Below are 21,826 nucleotides of genomic sequence, written 5' to 3'. Positions count from 1 at the left end.
CCGATCTCCCGGGCGCGGCACCCGGCCCACCCAGTCACCGACTAACGCTATATCGCGTCACACCCGACGGCCAACCCCGCATCCGCCGTTCCCCTCCGCCGCCCCTATCGTGACCGGCATGCAGTCCTACACGATCGGCCAGGCAGCACGACTGCTCGGCGTGAGCCCGGACACCGCCCGGCGCTGGGCGGACGCCGGCCGGATCACCACCCACCGCGACGAGGCCGGGCGACGACTCGTCGACGGACGGGACCTGGCCGCCTTCTCGGTCGAACTCGCCAGGTCCGGCGCCGCCGAGGAGGACGCCCCGTACACCTCGGCCCGCAACGCCTTCCCCGGCATCGTCACCGCGATCAAACTCGGCGACGTCGCCGCCCAGGTGGAGATCCAGGCCGGTCCCCACCGGCTCGTCTCCCTGCTCACCCGCGAGGCCGTCGAGGAACTGGGCCTGGAGGTGGGCATGGAGGCGACGGCCCGCGTGAAGTCGACGAACGTCCACATCGACCGCGTCTGAGCCGTACGTACGAACGCACATACACACCCGCAGGGCCATCCACCCTCGCTCATGCGAAGTGACAGGAGACTTCTGCCTCGCAGATGCGTCAGTATGATCGACGTATCGGAAGGGCCCGGCGGGCTCTTCCTCCGGCACACAGAGGGAGTGGCCCCGAGATGACCCGTTCCGCGCACCGGACCCGCCGGATGCTCCAGGTCGCCGGTGTGTCCGCCGCGGCGCTGCTGACCCTGAGCGCCTGCTCCTCCTCCGACTCGGGTTCGGACAAGGGCTCCTCGGCGTCCTCGTCACCGAAGCTCTCCGGCGAGGTCACCGTCTTCGCCGCCGCTTCCCTCAAGGAGAGCTTCACGACGCTGGGCAAGGAGTTCGAGAAGGACCACCCGGGCACGAAGGTCACCTTCAACTTCGGCGGCAGCGACACCCTTGCCGCGAGCATCACCAGCGGCGCCCCGGCCGATGTCTTCGCCGCCGCCAGCACCAAGACCATGGCGATCGTGACGGACAAGGGGGACGCGGCGGGCACGCCGGCCACCTTTGTCCGCAACCGGCTGGAGATCGCCACCCTGCCGGGCAACCCCGACCGGATCTCCTCACTGAAGGACCTCACCAAGTCCGGCCTGAAGGTCGTCCTGTGCGACAAGACGGTCCCGTGCGGTGCCGCCGCCCAGAAGGCACTGGACGCCGGCGGCCTGAAGCTCACCCCCGTCTCCTACGAACAGGACGTCAAGAGCGCCCTGACCAAGGTCGAGCTGAAGGAGGCCGACGCCGCCGTCGTCTACAAGACCGACGTGCGCGCGGCGGGTGACAGGGTGGAGGGCGTGGAGTTCCCCGAGTCGGCCAAGGCCGTCAACGACTATCCGATCTCGCTGCTCAAGAACGCCCCCAACCCCGACACGGCGAAGGCCTTCATGGCACTGGTGAGGTCCGCCGAAGGCCAGCAGGTGCTGTCCGGGGCCGGGTTCCTCAAGCCGTGACGAGCACCGACACCGTGGAGAGCCGGCCCCGCCGCGACCGCACCGTCCGGCGGAGCCGCACGGTGCCGGTTCCCCTGCTGGTGCCCGCCCTGGCCGGACTGGCCTTCCTGCTGCTGCCCCTGATCGCCCTGCTCGTCCGGGCGCCCTGGCGCAGCCTTCCCGAGCAGCTGACCAGCGCCGACGTGTGGGAGGCGCTGCGGCTCTCCCTCATCTGCGCGACGGCGGCGACGGGGTTGAGCCTGGTGGTCGGGGTGCCCCTGGCCTGGCTGCTGGCCCGCACGCGGTTCCCCGGCCGCGGTTTCGTACGGGCCCTGGTGACGCTGCCGCTGGTGCTGCCGCCGGTCGTGGGCGGTGTGGCCCTGCTGCTGGCCTTCGGGCGCAACGGCGTGATCGGGCAGTGGCTCGACTCCTGGTTCGGGATCACCCTGCCCTTCACCACGACGGGTGTGGTCCTCGCCGAGACCTTCGTGGCGATGCCGTTCCTCGTGATCAGCGTGGAGGGCACCCTGCGGGCCGCCGACCCGCGCTACGAGGAGGCGGCCACCACCCTGGGCGCCTCCCGCTTCACCGCGTTCCGCCGGGTCACCCTGCCGCTGATCGCGCCGGGCATCGCGGCCGGTGCCGTGCTGGCCTGGGCCCGTGCGCTAGGCGAGTTCGGCGCGACGATCACCTTCGCGGGCAACTTCCCGGGCCGCACCCAGACCATGCCGCTCGCGGTCTACCTCGCCCTGCAGAACGACCCGGCCGCCGCGATCGCCCTGAGCCTGGTGCTGCTGGCCGTGTCCATCGCGGTACTCGCCGCCCTGCGCGACCGCTGGATGACGGCCTCCTGACACCCTGGACGTACACCTCATGACCCAGACGACCGACCGCGACGACACATCCGGCCTTCTGGCCGAGGGCCTCGACGCCCACCTCGTGGTCGACCGCGGCGCTTTCCGGCTCGATGTCACGCTCGCCGCCGCCCCCGGTGACGTCGTCGCGCTGCTCGGGCCCAACGGCGCGGGCAAGACCACCGCCCTGCGCGCGCTCGCGGGTCTCGCGCCGCTCACGTCGGGCCATCTGGCACTGGACGGCAGGCGGCTGGACGGCATACCTCCCGAGTCCCGCCCGGTAGGCGTCGTCTTCCAGGACTATCTGCTCTTCCCGCATCTGACCGCCCTGGACAACGTCGCCTTCGGGCCGCGCTGCCGGGGCACCGGCAAGGCCGAGGCCCGCGCCCAGGCCGCCGAGTGGCTGGACCGTATGGGCCTGGCCGACCACGCCGGTGCCAAGCCCCGCCGTCTCTCCGGCGGCCAGGCCCAGCGCGTGGCCCTGGCCCGGGCCCTGGCCACCCTGCCCCGGCTGCTGCTCCTCGACGAACCCCTCGCCGCCCTCGACGCCCGCACCCGCCTGGAGGTGCGTGCCCAGCTCCGGCGTCACCTCGCCGAGTTCGAGGCGGTCGCCGTCCTCGTCACACACGACCCGCTGGACGCCATGGTGCTGGCCGACCGCCTGGTCGTCGTCGAGCACGGCCATGTCGTCCAGGAGGGCACGCCCTCAGACATCGCCCGCCACCCCCGCACGGACTACATCGCCCGGCTCGTCGGCCTCAACCTGTACCGGGGACAGGCCGACGGCCACACGGTCCGGCTCGACACGGGTCCGGCCATCACGACCACGGAGGAACTCTCCGGCCCGGCCTTCGTGGCCTTCCCGCCCGGCGCGGTGACGCTGTACCGGCAACGCCCCAGCGGCTCCAGCGCCCGCAACCTGTGGCGCTGCGAGGTCGCCGGCCTGGAGACGCACGCCGACCAGATCCGCGTGGACCTCACCGGCGAACTCCCTCTGACCGCCGACCTCACCACGGTCGCCGCGGCCGAACTCGATCTGCACCCCGGGGCACCGGTCTGGGCGGCGGTCAAGGCGACGCAGACGCACGCGTACCCGGCATAAGGCACTCACCGGGCTACCGTGCACCCATGAGCCTGAGCATCCGCAACCAGCTCCCCGGCACCATCACCGCCGTCACGCCGGGCGAGGCCATGGCGACGGTCAGGGTTCGCCTCACCGGCGGCCAGGACCTCACCGCCGCGATCACCCGCGAAGCCGCCGACGACCTCGGTCTCACACCGGGCACCACCGTGCGCGCCCTGGTGAAGTCGACGGAGGTCGCGCTGGCCACCGCCCCCGTCGAGGGCCTGTCCATCCGCAACCGGCTCCCCGGCACGGTCACCGGCATCGCGGCCGGCGACGCGATGGCCACCGTCCGGATCACCGTCGAAGGCGGCGAACTGACGGCGGCGATCACCAAGGACGCCGCGGACGATCTCCGCCTCTCGGCCGGAACCCCCGTCGTCGCCCTGATCAAGTCGACCGAGGTGTCACTCGCCGTCGCATGACGGACATGACGAAGGGGCCCCGCACCGCGGAGCCCCTTCTTCTGACCGGTCGGTCGATCAGTCCTCGTACGCGTCCAGCGGCGGGCAGGAGCACACCAGGTTCCGGTCGCCGAAGGCCTGGTCGATGCGGCGCACCGGCGGCCAGTACTTGTCGGAAGCCGCGACTCCGGCCGGGAAGACCGCGTCCTCACGGCTGTAGGCGTGCTCCCACTCCCCGGCGAGCGCGCCGGCGGTGTGCGGGGCGCCCCGCAGCGGGTTGTCATCCGCGGGCCACGCGCCGGAGCCGACCTTCTCGATCTCCGCACGGATGGCGATCATCGCCTCGCAGAACCGGTCCAGCTCGGCCAGGTCCTCCGACTCGGTCGGCTCGATCATCAGCGTCCCGGCCACCGGGAACGACATCGTCGGCGCGTGGAAGCCGTAGTCGATCAGCCGCTTGGCGACGTCGTCGACGCTCACGCCGGTCGCCTTGGTCAGCGGCCGCAGGTCGATGATGCACTCGTGCGCGACAAGCCCGCCGGGGCCGGTGTAGAGCACCGGGTAGTGCGGCTCCAGGCGCTTGGCGATGTAGTTGGCGCTGAGCACCGCCACCTGCGTGGCCCGCTTCATTCCCTCGCCGCCCATCAGCCGGACGTACGCCCACGAGATCGGCAGGATCCCGGCCGAGCCCCACGGCGCCGCCGAGATGGGGCCGACCCCGGTCTCCGGGCCCGCCTCGGGCTGCAGCGGATGGTTCGGCAGATACGGCGCGAGGTGCTCACGCACCGCCACCGGACCCACGCCGGGCCCGCCGCCGCCGTGCGGGATGCAGAACGTCTTGTGCAGGTTCAGGTGCGACACGTCCCCGCCGAAGTGCCCCGGCTTGGCCAGCCCCACGAGCGCGTTCAGGTTGGCCCCGTCGACGTAGACCTGCCCGCCCGCCTCGTGCACCTGGGCGCAGATCTCGGAGACGTGCTCCTCGAACACACCGTGGGTCGAGGGGTACGTGATCATCAGCACCGCCAGCTCGTAACGGTGCTGCTCGATCTTCGCCCGCAGGTCCTCGACGTCGATCTCCCCGTCGTCGGCGGTCTTGACGACGACGACCTTCATGCCCGCCATCACCGCGCTCGCGGCGTTGGTCCCGTGCGCGGACGAGGGGATCAGGCACACGGTGCGCTGCTCGTCCCCATTGGCCCGGTGGTACCCGCGTACGGCGAGCAGACCGGCCAGCTCGCCCTGCGACCCGGCGTTCGGCTGGAGGGACACCTTGTCGTACCCGGTGACCTCGGCGAGACGCTCCTCCAGCTCGTGGATGAGCGTGAGGTAGCCCTCGGCCTGCCCGGCGGGGGCGAAGGGGTGCAGCTGCCCGAACTCGGGCCAGGTGACCGGCTCCATCTCCGTGGTCGCGTTGAGCTTCATGGTGCAGGAGCCCAGCGGGATCATGCCGCGGTCGAGCGCGTAGTCGCGGTCGGCCAGCCGCCGCAGGTAGCGCAGCATGGCGGTCTCGGAGCGGTACTGGTGGAAGACGGGGTGCGTCATGTACTCGTCGGACCGCAGCAGGGCACCCGGAAGCCCGTCCTCCGTAGCGGCGTCCAGCGCCTCGACGACACCCTCGACCCCGAACGCGGCCCATACGGCACGAAGCTGGGCCCGCGTCGTGGTCTCGTCGCAGGAGATCGAGACGTGGTCGGCGTCGACGGGACGCAGGTTGACCCCGTTCCGCTCGGCGGCGGCCACGACCTCGGCGGCCCGGCCCTCGACGCGCACGGTCAGGGTGTCGAAGTAGGCCCCGTGCACGACCTCGACACCGCCGCTCGCGAGCCCGGCGGCGAGGACCGTGGCGTACCGGTGGGTGCGCCGCGCGATGCTCTTCAGGCCTTCCGGCCCGTGGTAGACGGCGTACATACCGGCCATGACGGCGAGCAGCACCTGCGCGGTGCAGATGTTGCTGGTGGCCTTCTCACGACGGATGTGCTGCTCACGCGTCTGCAGCGCCAGCCGGTAGGCCTTGTTCCCGTCGGCGTCCACGGACACCCCGACGAGCCGCCCGGGCAGGCTGCGCGCCATCTTCTCCCCGACGGCCATGTAACCGGCGTGCGGTCCGCCGAAGCCCATCGGCACGCCGAACCGCTGCGTCGTCCCGACCGCGATGTCCGCGCCGAGCTCACCGGGCGACGTCAGCAGGGTCAGCGCGAGCAGATCGGCGGCGACGGTGACGAGCGCCCCGAGCTCGTGCGCCTGGTCGATGACCGGCTTGATGTCCCGTACGGCTCCGGAGGCGCCCGGGTACTGGATCAGCACGCCGTTGATCTCGCGCTCGGCGACCTCGGCGGGGATGCCGTCACTGAGATCGGCGACGACGACCTCGACACCGGTCGGCTCGGCCCGGGTCTCGATCACGGCGATGGTCTGCGGCAGCGCGTCCGCGTCGACCAGGAACAGGCCCTTCTTGTTCTTGCCCAGCCGCCGCGACAGCGCCATGGCCTCGGCCGCCGCGGTGCCCTCGTCGAGCAGGGAGGCGCCGGAGGTCGGCAGTCCGGTCAGGTCGGCGACCATGGTCTGGAAGTTGAGCAGCGCCTCGAGCCGGCCCTGCGAGATCTCCGGCTGGTACGGCGTGTAGGCCGTGTACCAGGACGGGTTCTCCATGACGTTGCGCATGATGACCGGCGGCGTGAACGTGCCGTAGTAGCCGAGCCCGATCATGGAGCCGAGGACCTGGTTGCGGTCGGCGAGGGAGCGCAGCTCGGCGATCACCTCGGCCTCGCTGCGGGCGCCCGGCAGATCCAGTGCCTCGGCACTCTTGATCACGGCAGGCACGGCGGCGGCCGTGAGCTCGTCCAGCGAGCCGTAGCCGACGTGCGCGAGCATCTTGGCGCACGCCTCGTGGTCGGGGCCGATGTGGCGCTGCTCGAAGGGAACTGCCTCTTCGAGCTCGGAGAGCGGAATGCGATGGGCGGTCATATGCGGAGGCCTCCTGGTCTGACACGACCTTCGAGGGGCACCACGACACGGGTACCCGGACGGCCTCCCCCTCTGTCATGTCAACCTGAGAGCTTCACCGGATCGCCCGAAGGCCTCCGGCTTTCACCGTCGGTGAGAGCGGAAGCCGTGACATCCGCCCTGCTTTCCAGAGTGACCTCGTCCGTGCGGTACGTGGGCCTGAGAGATTCCGGGGAGGATTTGCTCCTTCGGCGCCTCCGATGATGTCTGGAGGACTCTCCCGCACGGGGTCAGCAGCCGTAGTCAGCCTACCAGCGCGGTCGACGCACGAACCTTCGAGTGGCCGCCTCCTCGATTGTGCCGTTTTGTAGGGGTTACGGATGAGTTGCGACCATGTGGAGGGCCCGTGCGAACCGATATCGATCCGCGCAACCTGATCGGCCGCAAGGCGTTCGACCGCAACGGAACCAGGATCGGCACGATCGACGAGGTCTACCTCGACGACGCAACCGGCGTCCCGGAGTGGGCGGCCATACGGACCGGTCTGTTCAGCAGGGACGCTTTCGTCCCCCTCGAGCCCAGCGAACTGATCGACGGCGCCCTCCACGTGCCCTTCGACCGCGCCCTGATCAAGGACGCCCCCGACTTCGGCGTGGGCCGCCACCTCTCCCCGGAGCAGGAACTGCAGCTCTACCACCACTACGGCCTCGACGTCGCCGCCCCTCCCCCGCTCCAGGACCACGAGTTCGGCAAAATGGCAGGCACGGACGAGACGGCCTGAAGCCCCCGGCGAGCCCCCTAAGGGGCGGCGGAGCGCAGCCCCACACCCCCGGAGTCACCATCCGGCCCATGACCCTCCTCGGGCTCTCGTAACACCAGCGGCAACGGATCCGCCGGCTCCAGCTCCGGATCGTCGACCCGGAAGGTCCGCACACGCCCGGGCTCCGAGTCAGGCGTCTCGAACCGAACGGTGACCCGCCCCAGGCCGCTGCCCTGCACCCACCCGTGCCCGAACCCGGCGTGCCGCACATCGTGCCCGGCGGGCCACCGCCGCTCGGCCGGCGCGGGCTGCTCCTCGACCGGCGCCGCGGCGTGCTCCTCGACCGGGCCCTCCGCGACCGCCCGCTCCCCGGCCGCCTGCGCGAACAGATCCTCCTGCGTGTAGTCGGCGAGCCCGCTGACACCCACTCCGAGCAGCCGCACGCCGCCCGTCGTGTCGACCGACTCCAGCAGTCTGGCCGCCGCTTCACGGATCACCCCGGGATCGTCCGTCGGCCCCCGCAGCGTCTCGGACCGGGTGCGTGTCGAGAAGTCGTACCGCCGCACCTTCAGCACGATGGTCCGCCCGGACAGCCCGGCCCCGCGCAGCCGCCCGACGCAGCGGTCGGCGAGCCGCTGCACCTCCAACCCGACCCGCAGCCGGTCGTGGATGTCCACGTCGTAGGTGTCCTCGACCGACACCGACTTCGCTTCCCGCTCCGCCACCACGGGCCGGTCGTCCCGCGCCAGCGCCATGGCGTAGAGCCCGTGCCCGTGGGCCTTCCCCAGCAGCCGGACCAGCTCGTCCTCACCCGCCTCGGCTATCTCCTCGACCGTGGTGATCCCGGCCCGCCGCAGATGGTCGCCCGTCGCCGGCCCGACTCCCGGCAGGGTCCGCACCGACATCGGCCCCAGCATCGCCCGCTCCGTCCCCGGCTCGATCACCACCAGCCCGTCGGGCTTGGCCTGCTCCGAGGCGATCTTCGCGAGCATCTTGGACGCGGCCAGCCCCACCGACCCCGTGAGCCCCGTGACGGCCCGGATGTCCGCACGCAGCTTCACCCCGGCCAGCCGCGCCGACCGCTCGTCCCAGGCCGCGTCCCCGGCCTCCAGGTCCACGAACGCCTCGTCCAGGCTCAGCGGCTCCACCAGCGGCGACAGCGCCCCCAGCAGCTCCATCACCCGCTCGCTGATCGCCCGGTAGAGCCCGAAGCGCGGCACGAGATACGCGGCGTTGGGCGCGAGCCGCCGGGCCTGCGCCATGGGCAACGCCGAATGCACCCCGAAGACCCGGGCCTCGTACGACGCGGTCGCGACCACACCCCGCGGCCCGAGTCCGCCCACGACCACGGCCTTCCCGCGCAGACTCGGCTTGGACGCCTGCTCCACCGAGGCGAAGAAGGCATCCATGTCGAGATGCAGGATCGTAGGCGCGGTTCTCACAACTCCGATGCTGCCCTACGCCACTGACAACGCACTGCCAACGCCGTGCCGAACCAGCCCGACCGCCCCGGGAGATACCGCTTGCCGCCCGGCGCGGAAACGTCCCGCCTACTGCGGCCGCACGCGCACAGCACCTTCCAACGGGTCAGACAGCCCGGTTCCGCCGCCGCGCCAGCTCGTCCGCCGGGTTGGGCCCGACCAGGGTCTCGCCGGTGTCGATCCGCTCCCCGTGAAGCTGGGACAGCGCGCTCTCGACATCCCGCCACACCACACCCACGGCGATCCCGAAGACGCCCTGTCCCCCTTGGAGCAGGGCGTGCACCTCGTCGGGCGAGGTGCACTCGTAGACCGTCGCACCGTCACTCATCAGCGTCATCCGCTCCAGATCGCGAAAACCGCGTTCCCTGAGGTGCTGGACCGCCGTGCGGATGTTCTGCAGGGACACCCCGGTGTCGAGGAACCGCTTGACGATCTTCAGGACGACGACGTCCCGGAAGCTGTACAACCGCTGTGTCCCGGACCCGTAGGCGGGGCGCACACTCGGCTCGACGAGACCGGTGCGGGCCCAGTAGTCGAGCTGCCGGTAGGTGATACCGGCGGCCGCGCAGGCCGTGGGGCCGCGATAGCCGATCTGCTCGGACGCCATGGACGTCGTCCCTCCGCTGCTCGGCACGGCCGACGGTCGCTGCGGAGCGTGATCGGCCGCACCATCGGGCTGGGGATACCCCCCGCCCGAAAGGAGCCGAGAGGCGGGGGGAGCGTACGGACCGCTCGCCCTGAGACTGCGCTCGGGGCCGCCCCCAGCCGTACCGTCGCCGCTGCTTCTCACGCCGACCTCCGTCCTTGACCTGCCTTCTCGACGGTAGGCAGTCACCCGGGGTGCGTCAACGATCGCCGCACTCGCCACGCCGAGTGATAATCACCCTAAGAGTGGTTTCCCGTGCCCCACCGCGGGGAAAGGCTAGCCGAATGCCTTCGGCACGGGCCGTGTGACGCTCTCACTCGCCACCGGCACATGCGGGCAATTCACCCCTCACACATACGGCGGCGGCCCCGCCGCGGACTCAACGTCCGCCGGGCCGCCCACGCGTCTCACGACCGCTGCCACTCCCAGCCAGACCGGCACTCACCGGCCTCCGGAGCTCACTGGCTGCTGCTGCCGAAGTCCTCCGGGGAGATCTGGTCGAGGAACTCGCGGAACTTCTCCACCTCGTCCTCCTGCTCGTCCGGGATCGCGATACCGGCGTCGTCGAGCACCGTGTCACTCCCGTAGATCGGCGTCCCGGTGCGCAGGGCCAGCGCTATGGCGTCGGACGGACGGGCGCTCACCTCGACGCCGCTGGCGAAGACCAGCTCCGCGTAGAAGACGCCCTCACGCAGGTCCGTGATACGCACTTCCGTGAGCTCCTGACCGACGGCTTCCAGCACGTCCTTGAAAAGGTCGTGGGTCAGCGGCCGCGCGGGAGCCATGCCCTGCTGGGCGAAGGCGATCGCCGTCGCCTCCCCCGGCCCGATCCAGATGGGGAGGTAACGGTCGCCTCCCACTTCACGCAGCAGCACGATCGGTTGGTTGGAGGGCATTTCGACCCGGACACCTACGACATCGAGCTCGTTCACACAGCAACCCTAGGCCGTGCTCGGGACGTTTGGGTAGTCGGGCAGGGATCGGGCGCCTGATCCGGCCCCCACGCGTCCGGCCGCCTCATGGCAGCCGCACCCCGAGCGCCGTCTGCACCAGCGCGGCGTGCAGCTTCACCGTGAGCCCCGCCAGCTCCTTGGTACGGGCCTCAGCATGAGCCCTGGTCTGCGGGTTCCGGTGCCGCTTCAACGGGGCCACCACCTGGTCCACCAGCCCGGCCTCACGGTCGGCGGCGGCTTTCATCACCCGCAGGTGCCGCGGCTCGATCCCGAACCGCCCCAGCTCGGCGACGAGCGCAGCCACCGTGACCGCCTCCGCCTCGTACGCCCCGTCCTCCAGTGGAGTGACCAGCCCGTACGACTCCCACTCCTTGAGCTCGCCCTCGTCCACCCCGGCGGCGGCGAGCAGCTCCTCACGCCCGACCCTGGCAGCGGTGGGAGGCCCCTCGTAGGGCTCGGGCGCGGAATCGCCATCACGCTGACGGCCCACGGTCGGCAGCGGGACGGCCTCACCGCGCTCCATGGCCTCCAGGTGCTCGCGAATCACCTTCAGGGGCAGGTAGTGATCCCGCTGCATCCTCAGGACGTGACCGAGGCGCTCCACGTCGCGGGCGCTGAACTTGCGATACCCCGAGGGGGTCCGCTGCGGCTCGATGAGCCCCTCCGACTCCAGGAACCGGATCTTGGAGATGGTGACTTCGGGAAACTCGTCGCGCAGCGCGTTCAGCACCGTGCCGATGCTCATCAGCCCACTGTCCGTGGCGGCGGCGCCGTGCCCGGCACCGCCGCTCGGTGTATGAAGCATGGACCTTCCCTGACGGACGGACCTTCGCTGGGGTTCCCCGGAGACAGTCCGGGTCAGTAACCCCGCTGGCTGGCGTAGAAGACCAGCCGGTACTTGCCGATCTGCACCTCGTCACCGTTGCTCACAGCGACCTGGTCGATCCGCTCGCGGTTCACGTACGTGCCGTTCAGGCTGCCCACGTCGGCCACCGTGAACGAGCCGTCCTGACCGCGCCGGAACTCCACGTGCCGCCGGGAGACCGTCACGTCGTCCAGGAAGATGTCGCTCTGCGGATGACGGCCGGCCGTGGTCAGATCGCCGTCCAGCAGGAAGCGGCTGCCCGAGTTCGGCCCGCGGCGCACGACCAGGAGCGCGGAGCCCAGCGGCAGCGCGTCCACGGCCGCCTGCGCCTCGGGAGACAGGGTCGGCGTAGGCGTCTGGCCGGTGGCCTCGGCGTCGTAGGCCTCGAGACCGGAGATGGAGATCGTGGAAGTCGTCTCGGACGGACGCTCCGGCGTCGCCCCCGCTCGCAGCGGCGCGCCGCAGTTGGAGCAGAAGCGGCTGTTCTCCGCGTTGCGGTTGCCGCACCTCGTACACACCAGGGCCGACATGGGATCCTCCTGCCGCGGCTGCCCACCGGGAGCATTGGACGCATACGGGTCGGAGAACCCTCCACCCGCACTTGAGGGTTGCCCGAAACCTATGCCGCCGGGCTGCGCAGGGTCAACCGACGGCGCGCCCTGACCTCCGGAAACGTCGCCGCCCGGACCGCCGACCTGGTCCCGGAACAACGGCCGCTGGCCCTCCGCGTCAGGCTGTGCGCGATGACGGGCGGTCGCATTGTCGCTGCCCTCTCGCGGGCTCTTGCCGAACAACTTCGCAAACAACTTCACGGGCGATTCCCCTTGACCGAAACAGACCCGCCCGTGGGGCAGGACGAACCCTGACTGAACACTCTGGCCGACCCGGACATCCTGACAACGTCCGTCTGCACCAGACAGTTTCCACCACGCACCACCCATTCGGTGCGCCGACCCCCCGCAACCTCATGCCCTCGCCGGACGCCGCCCATGCACCGCCGGTTCACTGGGAGGACGACCGAGCGTAGTCAGGCCGCTTCGCTGCTCGCAAGGCGTCCACGACGATCTTGGTCGACCGCTCCACGGTGACGATGGCCTGTTCCTTCTCGAGAGTCTGCACCACGCCTCCGGGGATGTTGAGCGCCGGCTCGAGGTCCTGCGACTTGCCGATGACCTTGAAACGATAGGGCGCGTTGATCTTGTTCCCGTCGACGCTCACACCCTTGCCGGAGTCCGTGAGATACGTGCCGGCGACGACCCGTACGCCGTTCACCTGGATCGCCTCGGCACCCGCCGCACGCAGCTCCTGGACCGCGTCGAGCAGCATGTCCGACTCGACCGTCCCCTTCGTGTCCTCGATGGTCATGGTGATGCCGGGCCCCTGCGCGGCCACCGTGCCCGCCAGGATGCCGAGTTGCCGCTCCTTCTCGATCGTCTGCTTCCGGGCCTCCTCGGCCTGGTCAGAGCTGTTCTCCAGCTCGTCGCGCTGCTTCTCGAGCCCTTGCTTCTCGTCCTCAAGACGCTGGGTACGGTCATCCAGTTCATCGAGGATGCGGACAAGATCTTCCTGGCGCGCACCACGCAGGGCGCTGTCACTGTCGCTGTTCGAGGCCACCTGCACGGCCAGCCCGAAGCCCAGGCCGAACAGCAGCAGCGCGACGATGAGTTGGGCCCGGCTGACCCGCGGCGGCCACAACCCCTGCACCAGCCGCTGCCGCCCGGTCAGCCGCGGCTCGGGCGCCACCTCCGACTCCGGCTCCGGATCAGGTGCCGGTTCGGGCGCCGGTTCAGGCTCCGGGGTGTCCTGGGTGGCAGGCTCCGCCGCGGCCACCTCCTGGGGCAGCTCCTTGCGGAGCCGGTTCCCGGACTCGCCGCTCCCGTCGCGCTGCTCCGCGCGCGTGTCGCCGTTCTCCTCGGCGCGCTTCTTGTCGTTCTCGCTCATCGGCCTCACGCCCGGAAGACGTGCCGACGGATCGCCGCGGCATTGGAGAAGATCCGGATACCGAGGACGACCACCACACCGGTGGACAGCTGGGCACCCACGCCCAGCTTGTCACCCAGGAACACGATCAACGCGGCCACGACCACGTTCGACAGGAACGACACCACGAAGACCTTGTCGTCGAAGATGCCGTCGAGCATGGCGCGCAGACCGCCGAAGACGGCGTCGAGCGCCGCTACGACGGCGATCGGCAGATAAGGCTCGACCACCGCCGGAACCTCAGGCCGGACCAACAGGCCGGCCACGACTCCCACGACGAGGCCCAGTACGGCGATCACGATGTGCCCTTCTCGCTCTTCTCAGTGCTCGGCTGTGCTGTACGTACGATCACACTCGGTGCGGCAGGCAGCCGGAGGTCGTCCTCCGCGGAGATTGCGGTCCTGACGCCGTAGCTCTCCTGGAGCGCGTTCAGATACAACCCGTCCGCGCTGTTCTGGAACCGCGTGCTCAGCCGCTGCCCGTCCCCCACCGCGAGCACCGTGTACGGCGGCACCAGCGGTTTGTTGTCGACCAGTATCGCGTCCCCCGCGGCCCTGATCGCGGACAGCGCCGTCAGCCGCTGCCCGTTGATGGAGACCGCCTCGGCGCCCGACTCCCACAGCCCGTTGACCACGCGCTGCATGTCCCGGTCACGCACCCGGCCGGTGTCGGAGAACCCGGAGGCCTCGCGCGGGTCGCCGTCACTGCCCGCACCGGTGTCCTTGGCGTCGTTCACCACGAGCTTCACGCCGGGACCGTGCACCGCGGCGGCGCCGGACATGATGCCCACCAGATCGGACCCGGCGCTGCCACTGTGCTTCAGCGCCTCGCGCTGCCGGGCGCTGACGTCCGCCCGCAGCTCGTCGACGGAGTCCTCCAGCTTGTCCGCCTTCTCGCTCTCCCGGTCGATGCGGTCGACCAGCTCTTCCCGCTCCTTGGCGACGACCGGTGCGGCGACCCGCGCCTGTGCCGCTCCGACGGTCACGACCAGGGCCGCGAGCACCAGGCCCGCCGCGAGCCCCAGCTTCGCCCTGAGAGTCTTCGGCATGCCGGCGTCGCCCGCGTCCTTCTTCCGCTCGGCGGCCTGGGCATATCCGTCGTCGAGGCTGTGGTCCATGACGTTGGTGAGCAATGACATGGACGCATCCAGGCGCCGGGGCCGCGTCGGTGTGCTCCGAATGGGGGGTTGCTGCGGCATGCCGCACATCGTCGCACGTCGCGGCCACTACCTCCGAACGGCCCCACCGGCGTGCCGGACAGGCCCCGTTGAGGACACTTGTCCGGCACGCACGCGTGCAGCTCGTTCTACCGGCCGGCGCTGTCCACCACGGCCGACCACTCGTCCAGCAGGGCCTGCGCGGAGGCGTCGTCCGGCCCCTCGGCCCACAGGTGGGTGACGGCCTCCGCGGGGTCGGGCAGCACCATCACCCAGCGCCCGTCGGTCTCCACCACACGCACGCCGTCCGTGGTGTCCACGAAGCGATCTCCGGCCGCCTCGACGACCCGCCGCATCACGAGGCCCTTGACAGCCCAAGGGGTCGCCAGGTCCCGCTTCAGGACGTGCGCCCGCGGGATCCGGGCGTCGATCTGGCTGAGCGTGAGCTGCGTCCGCGCCACGAGCCCGATGAGCCGTACGAAAGCCGCGGTGGCGTCGTACACACTGCTGAACTCGGGGACGATGAACCCGCCCTTGCCGTCACCGCCGAAGATCGTCCCTTCCTCACCACCGACGCGCGTGAGGTCGTCGGGAGAGGTCGTCGTCCACTCGACCTGGGTCCCGTGGTACGCCGCCACCTGCTCGGCGATCCGGGTCGTGGTCACCGGGAGCGCGACCCTGCCGCTACGCCGCTCGGCGGCTACGAGGTCCAGCATCACGAGCAGCGCCCGGTCGTCCTCGATGATGCGCCCCTTCTCGTCGACGAGGGACAGCCGCTCACCGACCGGGTCGAACCGCACCCCGAAGGCGGCACCGGAGGACGCCACGATCTCCCCGAGACGCACCATCCCCGACCGCCGCATGTCGGCCGTCTCCGTCGGCCTGGACTCGTCCAGACCGGGGTTGATCGTCAGCGAGTCGACCCCGAGCTTCCCGAGCAGACTCGGCAGCACGAGTCCCGCGCTGCCGTTGGACGCGTCCACGACGACCTTCAGTCCGGACTCGGAGATGCCCGTCGTGTCGACGTTCCGCAGCAGCGACCCGGTGTACGAGTCGAAGACGCTGGCCGGGAAGTGCAGATCCCCGATCTCTCCGGGGAACGCCCGACGGTACTCCTGCCGCGCGAACACCCGGTCCAGCTTCCGCTGGCTGCCCTGCGACAGGTCCGCACCGTTCCCGTCGAAGAACATGATGTCCACGGAGTCCGGCACCCCGGGCGTGGTACGGATCATGATCCCGCCCGCACTGCCCCGCGCGGTCTGCTGCCGCGCCACGGGCAGCGGCACATTCTCCAGGTCCCGTACGTCGATGGCGCTGGCCTGCAACGCGGAGATCACCGCCCGCTTCAGCGCACGGGCGCCACGCGAATGGTCCCGGGCCGTGGTGACGGTCGAGCCCTTCTTCAAGGTGGTCGCATACGCACCGGCAAGCCGCACGGCCAGCTCCGGCGTGATCTCGACGTTCAGGATGCCGGACACACCGCGGGCTCCGAAGAGGTGCGCCTGTCCCCTGGACTCCCAGATGACCGAGGTGTTGACGAAAGCACCGGCTTCGATGGTCTTGAACGGATAGACCCGCACATTGCCCTGGACGATCGATTCTTCACCGATCAGACACTCATCACCGATGACCGCCCCGTCCTCGATCCGCGCCGCGCGCATGATGTCGGTGTTCTTCCCGACCACGCATCCGCGCAGATTGCTGTGCGGCCCCACGTAGACGTTGTCGTGAACGACGGACTTGTGCAGAAAAGCGCCGCTCTTGACCACCACGTTGGAGCCCACGACGGAGTGCTCACGGAGCTCGGCGCCGGCCTCGACCTTGGCGTAGTCCCCGATGTAAAGGGGACCGCGGAGCACGGCGTCGGGGTGCACCTCCGCGCCTTCGGCAACCCAGACGCCTGCGGAGATCTCGAACCCGTCGATGTCGACGTCGACCTTGCCCTCCAGGACGTCGGCCTGCGCCTTCACATAGCTCTCGTGGGTGCCGACGTCCTCCCAGTACCCCTCGGCGATATAGCCGTAGACGGGCTTGCCTTCCTTCATCAACTGCGGGAAGACATCGCCCGACCAGTCGACGGGCACATCGGGCTCGACATAGTCGAAGACCTCGGGCTCCATCACGTAGATGCCGGTGTTCACGGTGTCGGAGAAGACCTGGCCCCAGGTGGGCTTCTCGAGGAAGCGCTCCACCTTGCCTTCCTCGTCGACAATGGTGATGCCGAATTCCAGCGGATTGGGAACACGCGTCAGACAAACTGTGACCAGCGCGCCCTTTTCCTTGTGGAAATTGATGAGCTCGGTGAGGTCGAAATCCGTCAGAGCATCGCCGGAGATGACGAGGAAGGCATCGTCCTTCAATGCCTCTTCGGCGTTCTTGACGCTTCCGGCGGTACCGAGTGGCTTCTCCTCATTGGCATAGGTCAGCTCCATACCGAGCTCTTCACCGTCACCGAAGTAGTTCTTGACGAGAGAGGCCAGGAACTGGACGGTAACGACGGTTTCATTGAGCCCATGCCTTTTGAGCAGCCGCAGAACGTGCTCCATGATCGGGCGGTTGGCCACGGGCAGGAGCGGCTTGGGCATGCTTGAGGTCATGGGGCGAAGACGCGTGCCTTCGCCTCCGGCCATCACGACGGCCTTCATGTCGGAAGCGTCCTCCTCTAAGAGACGACGGTCTAGCCGACTTCCCCCGCCAGGATTGTCCCCCACTTTTCGACCACGGGCCATCGGACAGCCACGGTGGGACCAATCCGCAAGTTCAGTCGGCCATGGCGTCCGCACGGACCAGGCGGCGGACTTGTACCACGTAGAGGACTCCTGCCCACCAGTACAGCGTTGTACCCCATCCGGCGAACGCCCATCCGAAAATAGCAGCCAGTGACGCGATCCACCCGCTGTCGTCACTGAGCAGGAGCAGCGGGAAGGCATACATCAGGTTGAAGGTGGCGGCCTTGCCCAGGAAGTTCACCTGGGGCGGCGGATAGCCGTGACGGCGGAGGATGCCCACCATCACCAGCAGAACCAGCTCTCGCGCCAGAAGCGCAGCGGTCAACCAGAGAGGCAGAATCTCACGCCAGGTGAGACCGACCAAAGTCGAGAGAATGTAGAGCCGGTCGGCCGCGGGGTCGAGTAGCCGGCCGAGGCTGCTGATCTGGTTCCAGCGCCGTGCGAGCTTGCCGTCCAGGTAGTCGGTGATGCCGCTCAGAGCGAGTACCAGGAGGGCCCAGCCGTCACTCTTGGGCCCACCGAACTCAGGCCTCAGAATCAGCCACAGGAAGAGGGGCACGCCAACGAGCCGAGCCATGCTCAGGATGTTCGGGATGGTGAGCACACGGTCCGTCTGGACGCGAGTCTCCTGAACCTCCACCCGGGGGCCTCCTGTGGGAAACGTGCCAACGATGCTCACTGACCTTACCTCAACGCAAAAAAGCTCTGGCTCTCGGGCTGTGTGCCCAAGAGCCAGAGCTCTAAAAGGAGTTCGGCGGCGTCCTACTCTCCCACAGGGTCCCCCCTGCAGTACCATCGGCGCTGAAAGGCTTAGCTTCCGGGTTCGGAATGTAACCGGGCGTTTCCCTAACGCTAAAACCACCGAAACACTATGAAACTGTAAACTGCCGCACCATACCGTGACCTGGCATGGGGCTGTTCATGGTTTCAGAACCAACACAGTGGACGCGAGCAACTGAGGACAAGCCCTCGGCCTATTAGTACCGGTCAACTCCACACGTTACCGTGCTTCCATATCCGGCCTATCAACCCAGTCGTCTACTGGGAGCCTTACCCTCTCAAGGAGGTGGGAATACTCATCTCGAAGCAGGCTTCCCGCTTAGATGCTTTCAGCGGTTATCCCTCCCGAACGTAGCCAACCAGCCATGCCCTTGGCAGAACAACTGGCACACCAGAGGTTCGTCCGTCCCGGTCCTCTCGTACTAGGGACAGCCCTTCTCAATATTCCTACGCGCACAGCGGATAGGGACCGAACTGTCTCACGACGTTCTAAACCCAGCTCGCGTACCGCTTTAATGGGCGAACAGCCCAACCCTTGGGACCGACTCCAGCCCCAGGATGCGACGAGCCGACATCGAGGTGCCAAACCATCCCGTCGATATGGACTCTTGGGGAAGATCAGCCTGTTATCCCCGGGGTACCTTTTATCCGTTGAGCGACGGCGCTTCCACAAGCCACCGCCGGATCACTAGTCCCGACTTTCGTCCCTGCTCGACCCGTCGGTCTCACAGTCAAGCTCCCTTGTGCACTTACACTCAACACCTGATTGCCAACCAGGCTGAGGGAACCTTTGGGCGCCTCCGTTACTCTTTAGGAGGCAACCGCCCCAGTTAAACTACCCATCAGACACTGTCCCTGATCCGGATCACGGACCCAGGTTAGACATCCAGCACGACCAGACTGGTATTTCAACGACGACTCCACCCACACTGGCGTGCGAGTTTCAAAGTCTCCCAGCTATCCTACACAAGCCGAACCGAACACCAATATCAAACTGTAGTAAAGGTCCCGGGGTCTTTCCGTCCTGCTGCGCGAAACGAGCATCTTTACTCGTAGTGCAATTTCACCGGGCCTATGGTTGAGACAGTCGAGAAGTCGTTACGCCATTCGTGCAGGTCGGAACTTACCCGACAAGGAATTTCGCTACCTTAGGATGGTTATAGTTACCACCGCCGTTTACTGGCGCTTAAGTTCTCAGCTTCGCCACCCCGAAGAGTGACTAACCGGTCCCCTTAACGTTCCAGCACCGGGCAGGCGTCAGTCCGTATACATCGCCTTACGGCTTCGCACGGACCTGTGTTTTTAGTAAACAGTCGCTTCTCGCTGGTCTCTGCGGCCACCCCCAGCTCGAGGAGCAAGTCCTCTCACCAAGCGTGGCCCCCCTTCTCCCGAAGTTACGGGGGCATTTTGCCGAGTTCCTTAACCATAGTTCACCCGAACGCCTCGGTATTCTCTACCTGACCACCTGAGTCGGTTTAGGGTACGGGCCGCCATGAAACTCGCTAGAGGCTTTTCTCGACAGCATAGGATCATCCACTTCACCACAATCGGCTCGGCATCAGGTCTCAGCCACATGTGATCCGGATTTACCTAGACCACGGCCTACACCCTTACCCCGGGACAACCACCGCCCGGGATGGACTACCTTCCTGCGTCACCCCATCACTCACCTACTACCAACTTGGGTCACCGGCTCCACCACTTTCCTTTCCCCGAAGGGTCCGGAACGGCTTCACGGGCTTAGCATCACTGGATTCGATGTTTGACGCTTCACAGCGGGTACCGGAATATCAACCGGTTATCCATCGACTACGCCTGTCGGCCTCGCCTTAGGTCCCGACTTACCCTGGGCAGATCAGCTTGACCCAGGAACCCTTAGTCAATCGGCGCAAACGTTTCTCACGTTTGTATCGCTACTCATGCCTGCATTCTCACTCGTGAACCGTCCACAACTCGCTTACGCGGCTGCTTCACCCGGCACACGACGCTCCCCTACCCATCACGATCCCCGTTGGGGGTATATATCGCAATGACACGACTTCGGCGGTACGCTTGAGCCCCGCTACATTGTCGGCGCGGAATCACTAGACCAGTGAGCTATTACGCACTCTTTCAAGGGTGGCTGCTTCTAAGCCAACCTCCTGGTTGTCTCTGCGACTCCACATCCTTTCCCACTTAGCGTACGCTTAGGGGCCTTAGTCGATGCTCTGGGCTGTTTCCCTCTCGACCATGGAGCTTATCCCCCACAGTCTCACTGCCGTGCTCTCACTTACCGGCATTCGGAGTTTGGCTAAGGTCAGTAACCCGGTAGGGCCCATCGCCTATCCAGTGCTCTACCTCCGGCAAGAAACACACGACGCTGCACCTAAATGCATTTCGGGGAGAACCAGCTATCACGGAGTTTGATTGGCCTTTCACCCCTAACCACAGGTCATCCCCCAGGTTTTCAACCCTGGTGGGTTCGGTCCTCCACGAAGTCTTACCTCCGCTTCAACCTGCCCATGGCTAGATCACTCCGCTTCGGGTCTTGAGCGTGCTACTGAAACGCCCTATTCGGACTCGCTTTCGCTACGGCTTCCCCACTCGGGTTAACCTCGCAACACACCGCAAACTCGCAGGCTCATTCTTCAAAAGGCACGCAGTCACGAGATATGTGCAAGCACATATCCGACGCTCCCACGGCTTGTAGGCACACGGTTTCAGGTACTATTTCACTCCGCTCCCGCGGTACTTTTCACCATTCCCTCACGGTACTATCCGCTATCGGTCACCAGGGAATATTTAGGCTTAGCGGGTGGTCCCGCCAGATTCACACGGGATTTCTCGGGCCCCGTGCTACTTGGGTGTCTCTCAAACGAGCCGCTGATGTTTCGACTACGGGGGTCTTACCCTCTACGCCGGACCTTTCGCATGTCCTTCGCCTACATCAACGGTTTCTGACTCGCCTCACAGCCGGCAGACTGTGAAAGAGAGATCCCACAACCCCGTATACGCAACCCCTGCCGGGTCTCACACGCATACGGTTTGGCCTCATCCGGTTTCGCTCGCCACTACTCCCGGAATCACGGTTGTTTTCTCTTCCTGCGGGTACTGAGATGTTTCACTTCCCCGCGTTCCCTCCACTTGCCCTATGTGTTCAGGCAAGGGTGACAGCCCATGACGACTGCCGGGTTTCCCCATTCGGAAACCCCCGGATCAAAGCCTGGTTGACGACTCCCCGGGGACTATCGTGGCCTCCCACGTCCTTCATCGGTTCCTGGTGCCAAGGCATCCACCGTGCGCCCTTAAAAACTTGGCCACAGATGCTCGCGTCCACTGTGCAGTTCTCAAACAACGACCAGCCACCCATCACCCCACCCTTACAGGCGAGTTCACTGGGGCCGGCGACTGAGGAAATTTCGTTCCCTCAGACACCCAACAGCGTGCCCGACACACTCCCCGCTCCCCTCAACGTTCCACACTCAAAAGAGCAGTACTAGAAGGAGAAGACGATCAAGTGTGCCGAATAGTCAACGTTCCACCCATGAGCAACCAGCATCAGACATTCGCCGATGTACTGGCCTCTGACCTCACCCCGAAGGGATCGGTAAGAAGTGCTCCTTAGAAAGGAGGTGATCCAGCCGCACCTTCCGGTACGGCTACCTTGTTACGACTTCGTCCCAATCGCCAGTCCCACCTTCGACAG

At 67.5% G+C, this 21,826-nt stretch carries 16 protein-coding genes, 2 rRNA genes, 1 pseudogene and 1 riboswitch; of the genes and pseudogenes, 6 read left to right on the top strand and 13 right to left on the bottom strand.

All coding sequences use genetic code 11. The annotated features are described in order from the left end of the window. The first annotated feature begins 118 nt into the window (after window positions 1–118). From ACFTZL_RS08575 to ACFTZL_RS08555, 5 genes are all read left to right on the top strand, one after another. Window positions 119–514 (top strand): helix-turn-helix transcriptional regulator, encoded by a 396-nt coding sequence (locus ACFTZL_RS08575; RefSeq protein WP_328337319.1) that lies wholly within the window; start codon window positions 119–121, stop codon window positions 512–514. Window positions 515–672: 158 nt separating this feature from the next. Continuing rightward, a complete protein-coding gene (modA, locus tag ACFTZL_RS08570; protein WP_382579726.1) occupies window positions 673–1,488 on the top strand; it encodes a molybdate ABC transporter substrate-binding protein in 816 nt (271 codons plus the stop codon). Next, entirely contained in the window at window positions 1,485–2,321 is an 837-nt protein-coding gene (modB, locus tag ACFTZL_RS08565; protein WP_382579724.1) for a molybdate ABC transporter permease subunit, read from the top strand. Before modA ends, modB begins: the two co-directional genes overlap by 4 nt. A gap of 19 nt (window positions 2,322–2,340) precedes the next feature. After that, entirely contained in the window at window positions 2,341–3,423 is a 1,083-nt protein-coding gene (locus ACFTZL_RS08560; RefSeq protein WP_382579723.1) for an ABC transporter ATP-binding protein, read from the top strand. Window positions 3,424–3,449: 26 nt separating this feature from the next. Further along, window positions 3,450–3,869: a molybdopterin-binding protein gene (locus tag ACFTZL_RS08555; RefSeq protein ID WP_382579721.1), complete on the top strand. Its 420-nt coding sequence runs from the start codon at window positions 3,450–3,452 to the stop codon at window positions 3,867–3,869. A gap of 57 nt (window positions 3,870–3,926) precedes the next feature. Here ACFTZL_RS08555 and gcvP read toward each other — a convergent pair whose 3' ends face one another. Next, window positions 3,927–6,812 carry an aminomethyl-transferring glycine dehydrogenase gene (gcvP, locus tag ACFTZL_RS08550; RefSeq protein ID WP_382579719.1) on the bottom strand — a complete coding sequence of 962 codons (2,886 nt, stop codon included), beginning with the start codon at window positions 6,810–6,812 and terminating at the stop codon, window positions 3,927–3,929. A 176-nt stretch (window positions 6,813–6,988) separates the two neighbouring features. Further along, window positions 6,989–7,084, bottom strand: a riboswitch (glycine riboswitch). 113 nt (window positions 7,085–7,197) lie between these two features. Between gcvP and ACFTZL_RS08545 the strand changes: the two genes are divergently transcribed. Beyond that, window positions 7,198–7,572 (top strand): PRC-barrel domain-containing protein, encoded by a 375-nt coding sequence (locus tag ACFTZL_RS08545; RefSeq protein WP_382579717.1) that lies wholly within the window; start codon window positions 7,198–7,200, stop codon window positions 7,570–7,572. On the opposite strand, the pseudogene ACFTZL_RS08540 reads toward ACFTZL_RS08545, so the two are convergent. The 12 genes and pseudogenes from ACFTZL_RS08540 to ACFTZL_RS08485 form a co-directional block, all read right to left on the bottom strand. Continuing rightward, window positions 7,491–8,993: pseudogene (locus tag ACFTZL_RS08540) on the bottom strand (DNA polymerase IV). The gene ACFTZL_RS08545 and the pseudogene ACFTZL_RS08540 overlap by 82 nt on opposite strands. 145 nt (window positions 8,994–9,138) lie before the next feature. Beyond that, window positions 9,139–9,822: a MerR family transcriptional regulator gene (locus tag ACFTZL_RS08535; RefSeq protein ID WP_382579715.1), complete on the bottom strand. Its 684-nt coding sequence runs from the start codon at window positions 9,820–9,822 to the stop codon at window positions 9,139–9,141. A gap of 314 nt (window positions 9,823–10,136) precedes the next feature. Further along, window positions 10,137–10,610 carry a bifunctional nuclease family protein gene (locus tag ACFTZL_RS08530; RefSeq protein ID WP_003988851.1) on the bottom strand — a complete coding sequence of 158 codons (474 nt, stop codon included), beginning with the start codon at window positions 10,608–10,610 and terminating at the stop codon, window positions 10,137–10,139. Between the two features lie 85 nt (window positions 10,611–10,695). Continuing rightward, window positions 10,696–11,436 carry a MerR family transcriptional regulator gene (locus ACFTZL_RS08525; protein ID WP_382579713.1) on the bottom strand — a complete coding sequence of 247 codons (741 nt, stop codon included), beginning with the start codon at window positions 11,434–11,436 and terminating at the stop codon, window positions 10,696–10,698. Between the two features lie 53 nt (window positions 11,437–11,489). Beyond that, the gene (locus ACFTZL_RS08520; protein ID WP_261683213.1) at window positions 11,490–12,437 is read right to left on the bottom strand and encodes a zinc-ribbon and FHA domain-containing protein; all 948 of its coding nucleotides are present in this window, start codon (window positions 12,435–12,437) and stop codon (window positions 11,490–11,492) included. Between the two features lie 61 nt (window positions 12,438–12,498). Next, entirely contained in the window at window positions 12,499–13,437 is a 939-nt protein-coding gene (locus tag ACFTZL_RS08515; protein ID WP_382579711.1) for a DUF881 domain-containing protein, read from the bottom strand. Window positions 13,438–13,442: 5 nt separating this feature from the next. Further along, window positions 13,443–13,775, bottom strand: a complete 333-nt coding sequence (locus tag ACFTZL_RS08510; RefSeq protein ID WP_003988855.1) for a small basic family protein — start codon at window positions 13,773–13,775, stop codon at window positions 13,443–13,445. Further along, window positions 13,772–14,683 carry a DUF881 domain-containing protein gene (locus ACFTZL_RS08505; RefSeq protein ID WP_382579709.1) on the bottom strand — a complete coding sequence of 304 codons (912 nt, stop codon included), beginning with the start codon at window positions 14,681–14,683 and terminating at the stop codon, window positions 13,772–13,774. Before ACFTZL_RS08505 ends, ACFTZL_RS08510 begins: the two co-directional genes overlap by 4 nt. Before the next feature lie 98 nt (window positions 14,684–14,781). Further along, window positions 14,782–17,277 (bottom strand): mannose-1-phosphate guanyltransferase, encoded by a 2,496-nt coding sequence (locus tag ACFTZL_RS08500; protein ID WP_193482053.1) that lies wholly within the window; start codon window positions 17,275–17,277, stop codon window positions 14,782–14,784. 115 nt (window positions 17,278–17,392) lie between these two features. Next, window positions 17,393–18,001 carry a CDP-alcohol phosphatidyltransferase family protein gene (locus tag ACFTZL_RS08495; protein WP_382579707.1) on the bottom strand — a complete coding sequence of 203 codons (609 nt, stop codon included), beginning with the start codon at window positions 17,999–18,001 and terminating at the stop codon, window positions 17,393–17,395. A gap of 109 nt (window positions 18,002–18,110) precedes the next feature. Further along, window positions 18,111–18,227 (bottom strand): 5S ribosomal RNA (rrf, locus tag ACFTZL_RS08490). A 91-nt stretch (window positions 18,228–18,318) separates the two neighbouring features. Continuing rightward, window positions 18,319–21,439, bottom strand: a 23S ribosomal RNA gene (locus ACFTZL_RS08485). Between the last annotated feature and the right edge of the window lie 387 nt (window positions 21,440–21,826).

Source organism: Streptomyces sp. NPDC056948, assembly GCF_042674225.1.
Taxonomy (GTDB): domain Bacteria; phylum Actinomycetota; class Actinomycetes; order Streptomycetales; family Streptomycetaceae; genus Streptomyces; species Streptomyces purpurascens.
The sequence above is the reverse complement of the archived record's forward strand: the minus strand, read 5'-3'. Positions and strand labels throughout refer to the sequence as shown.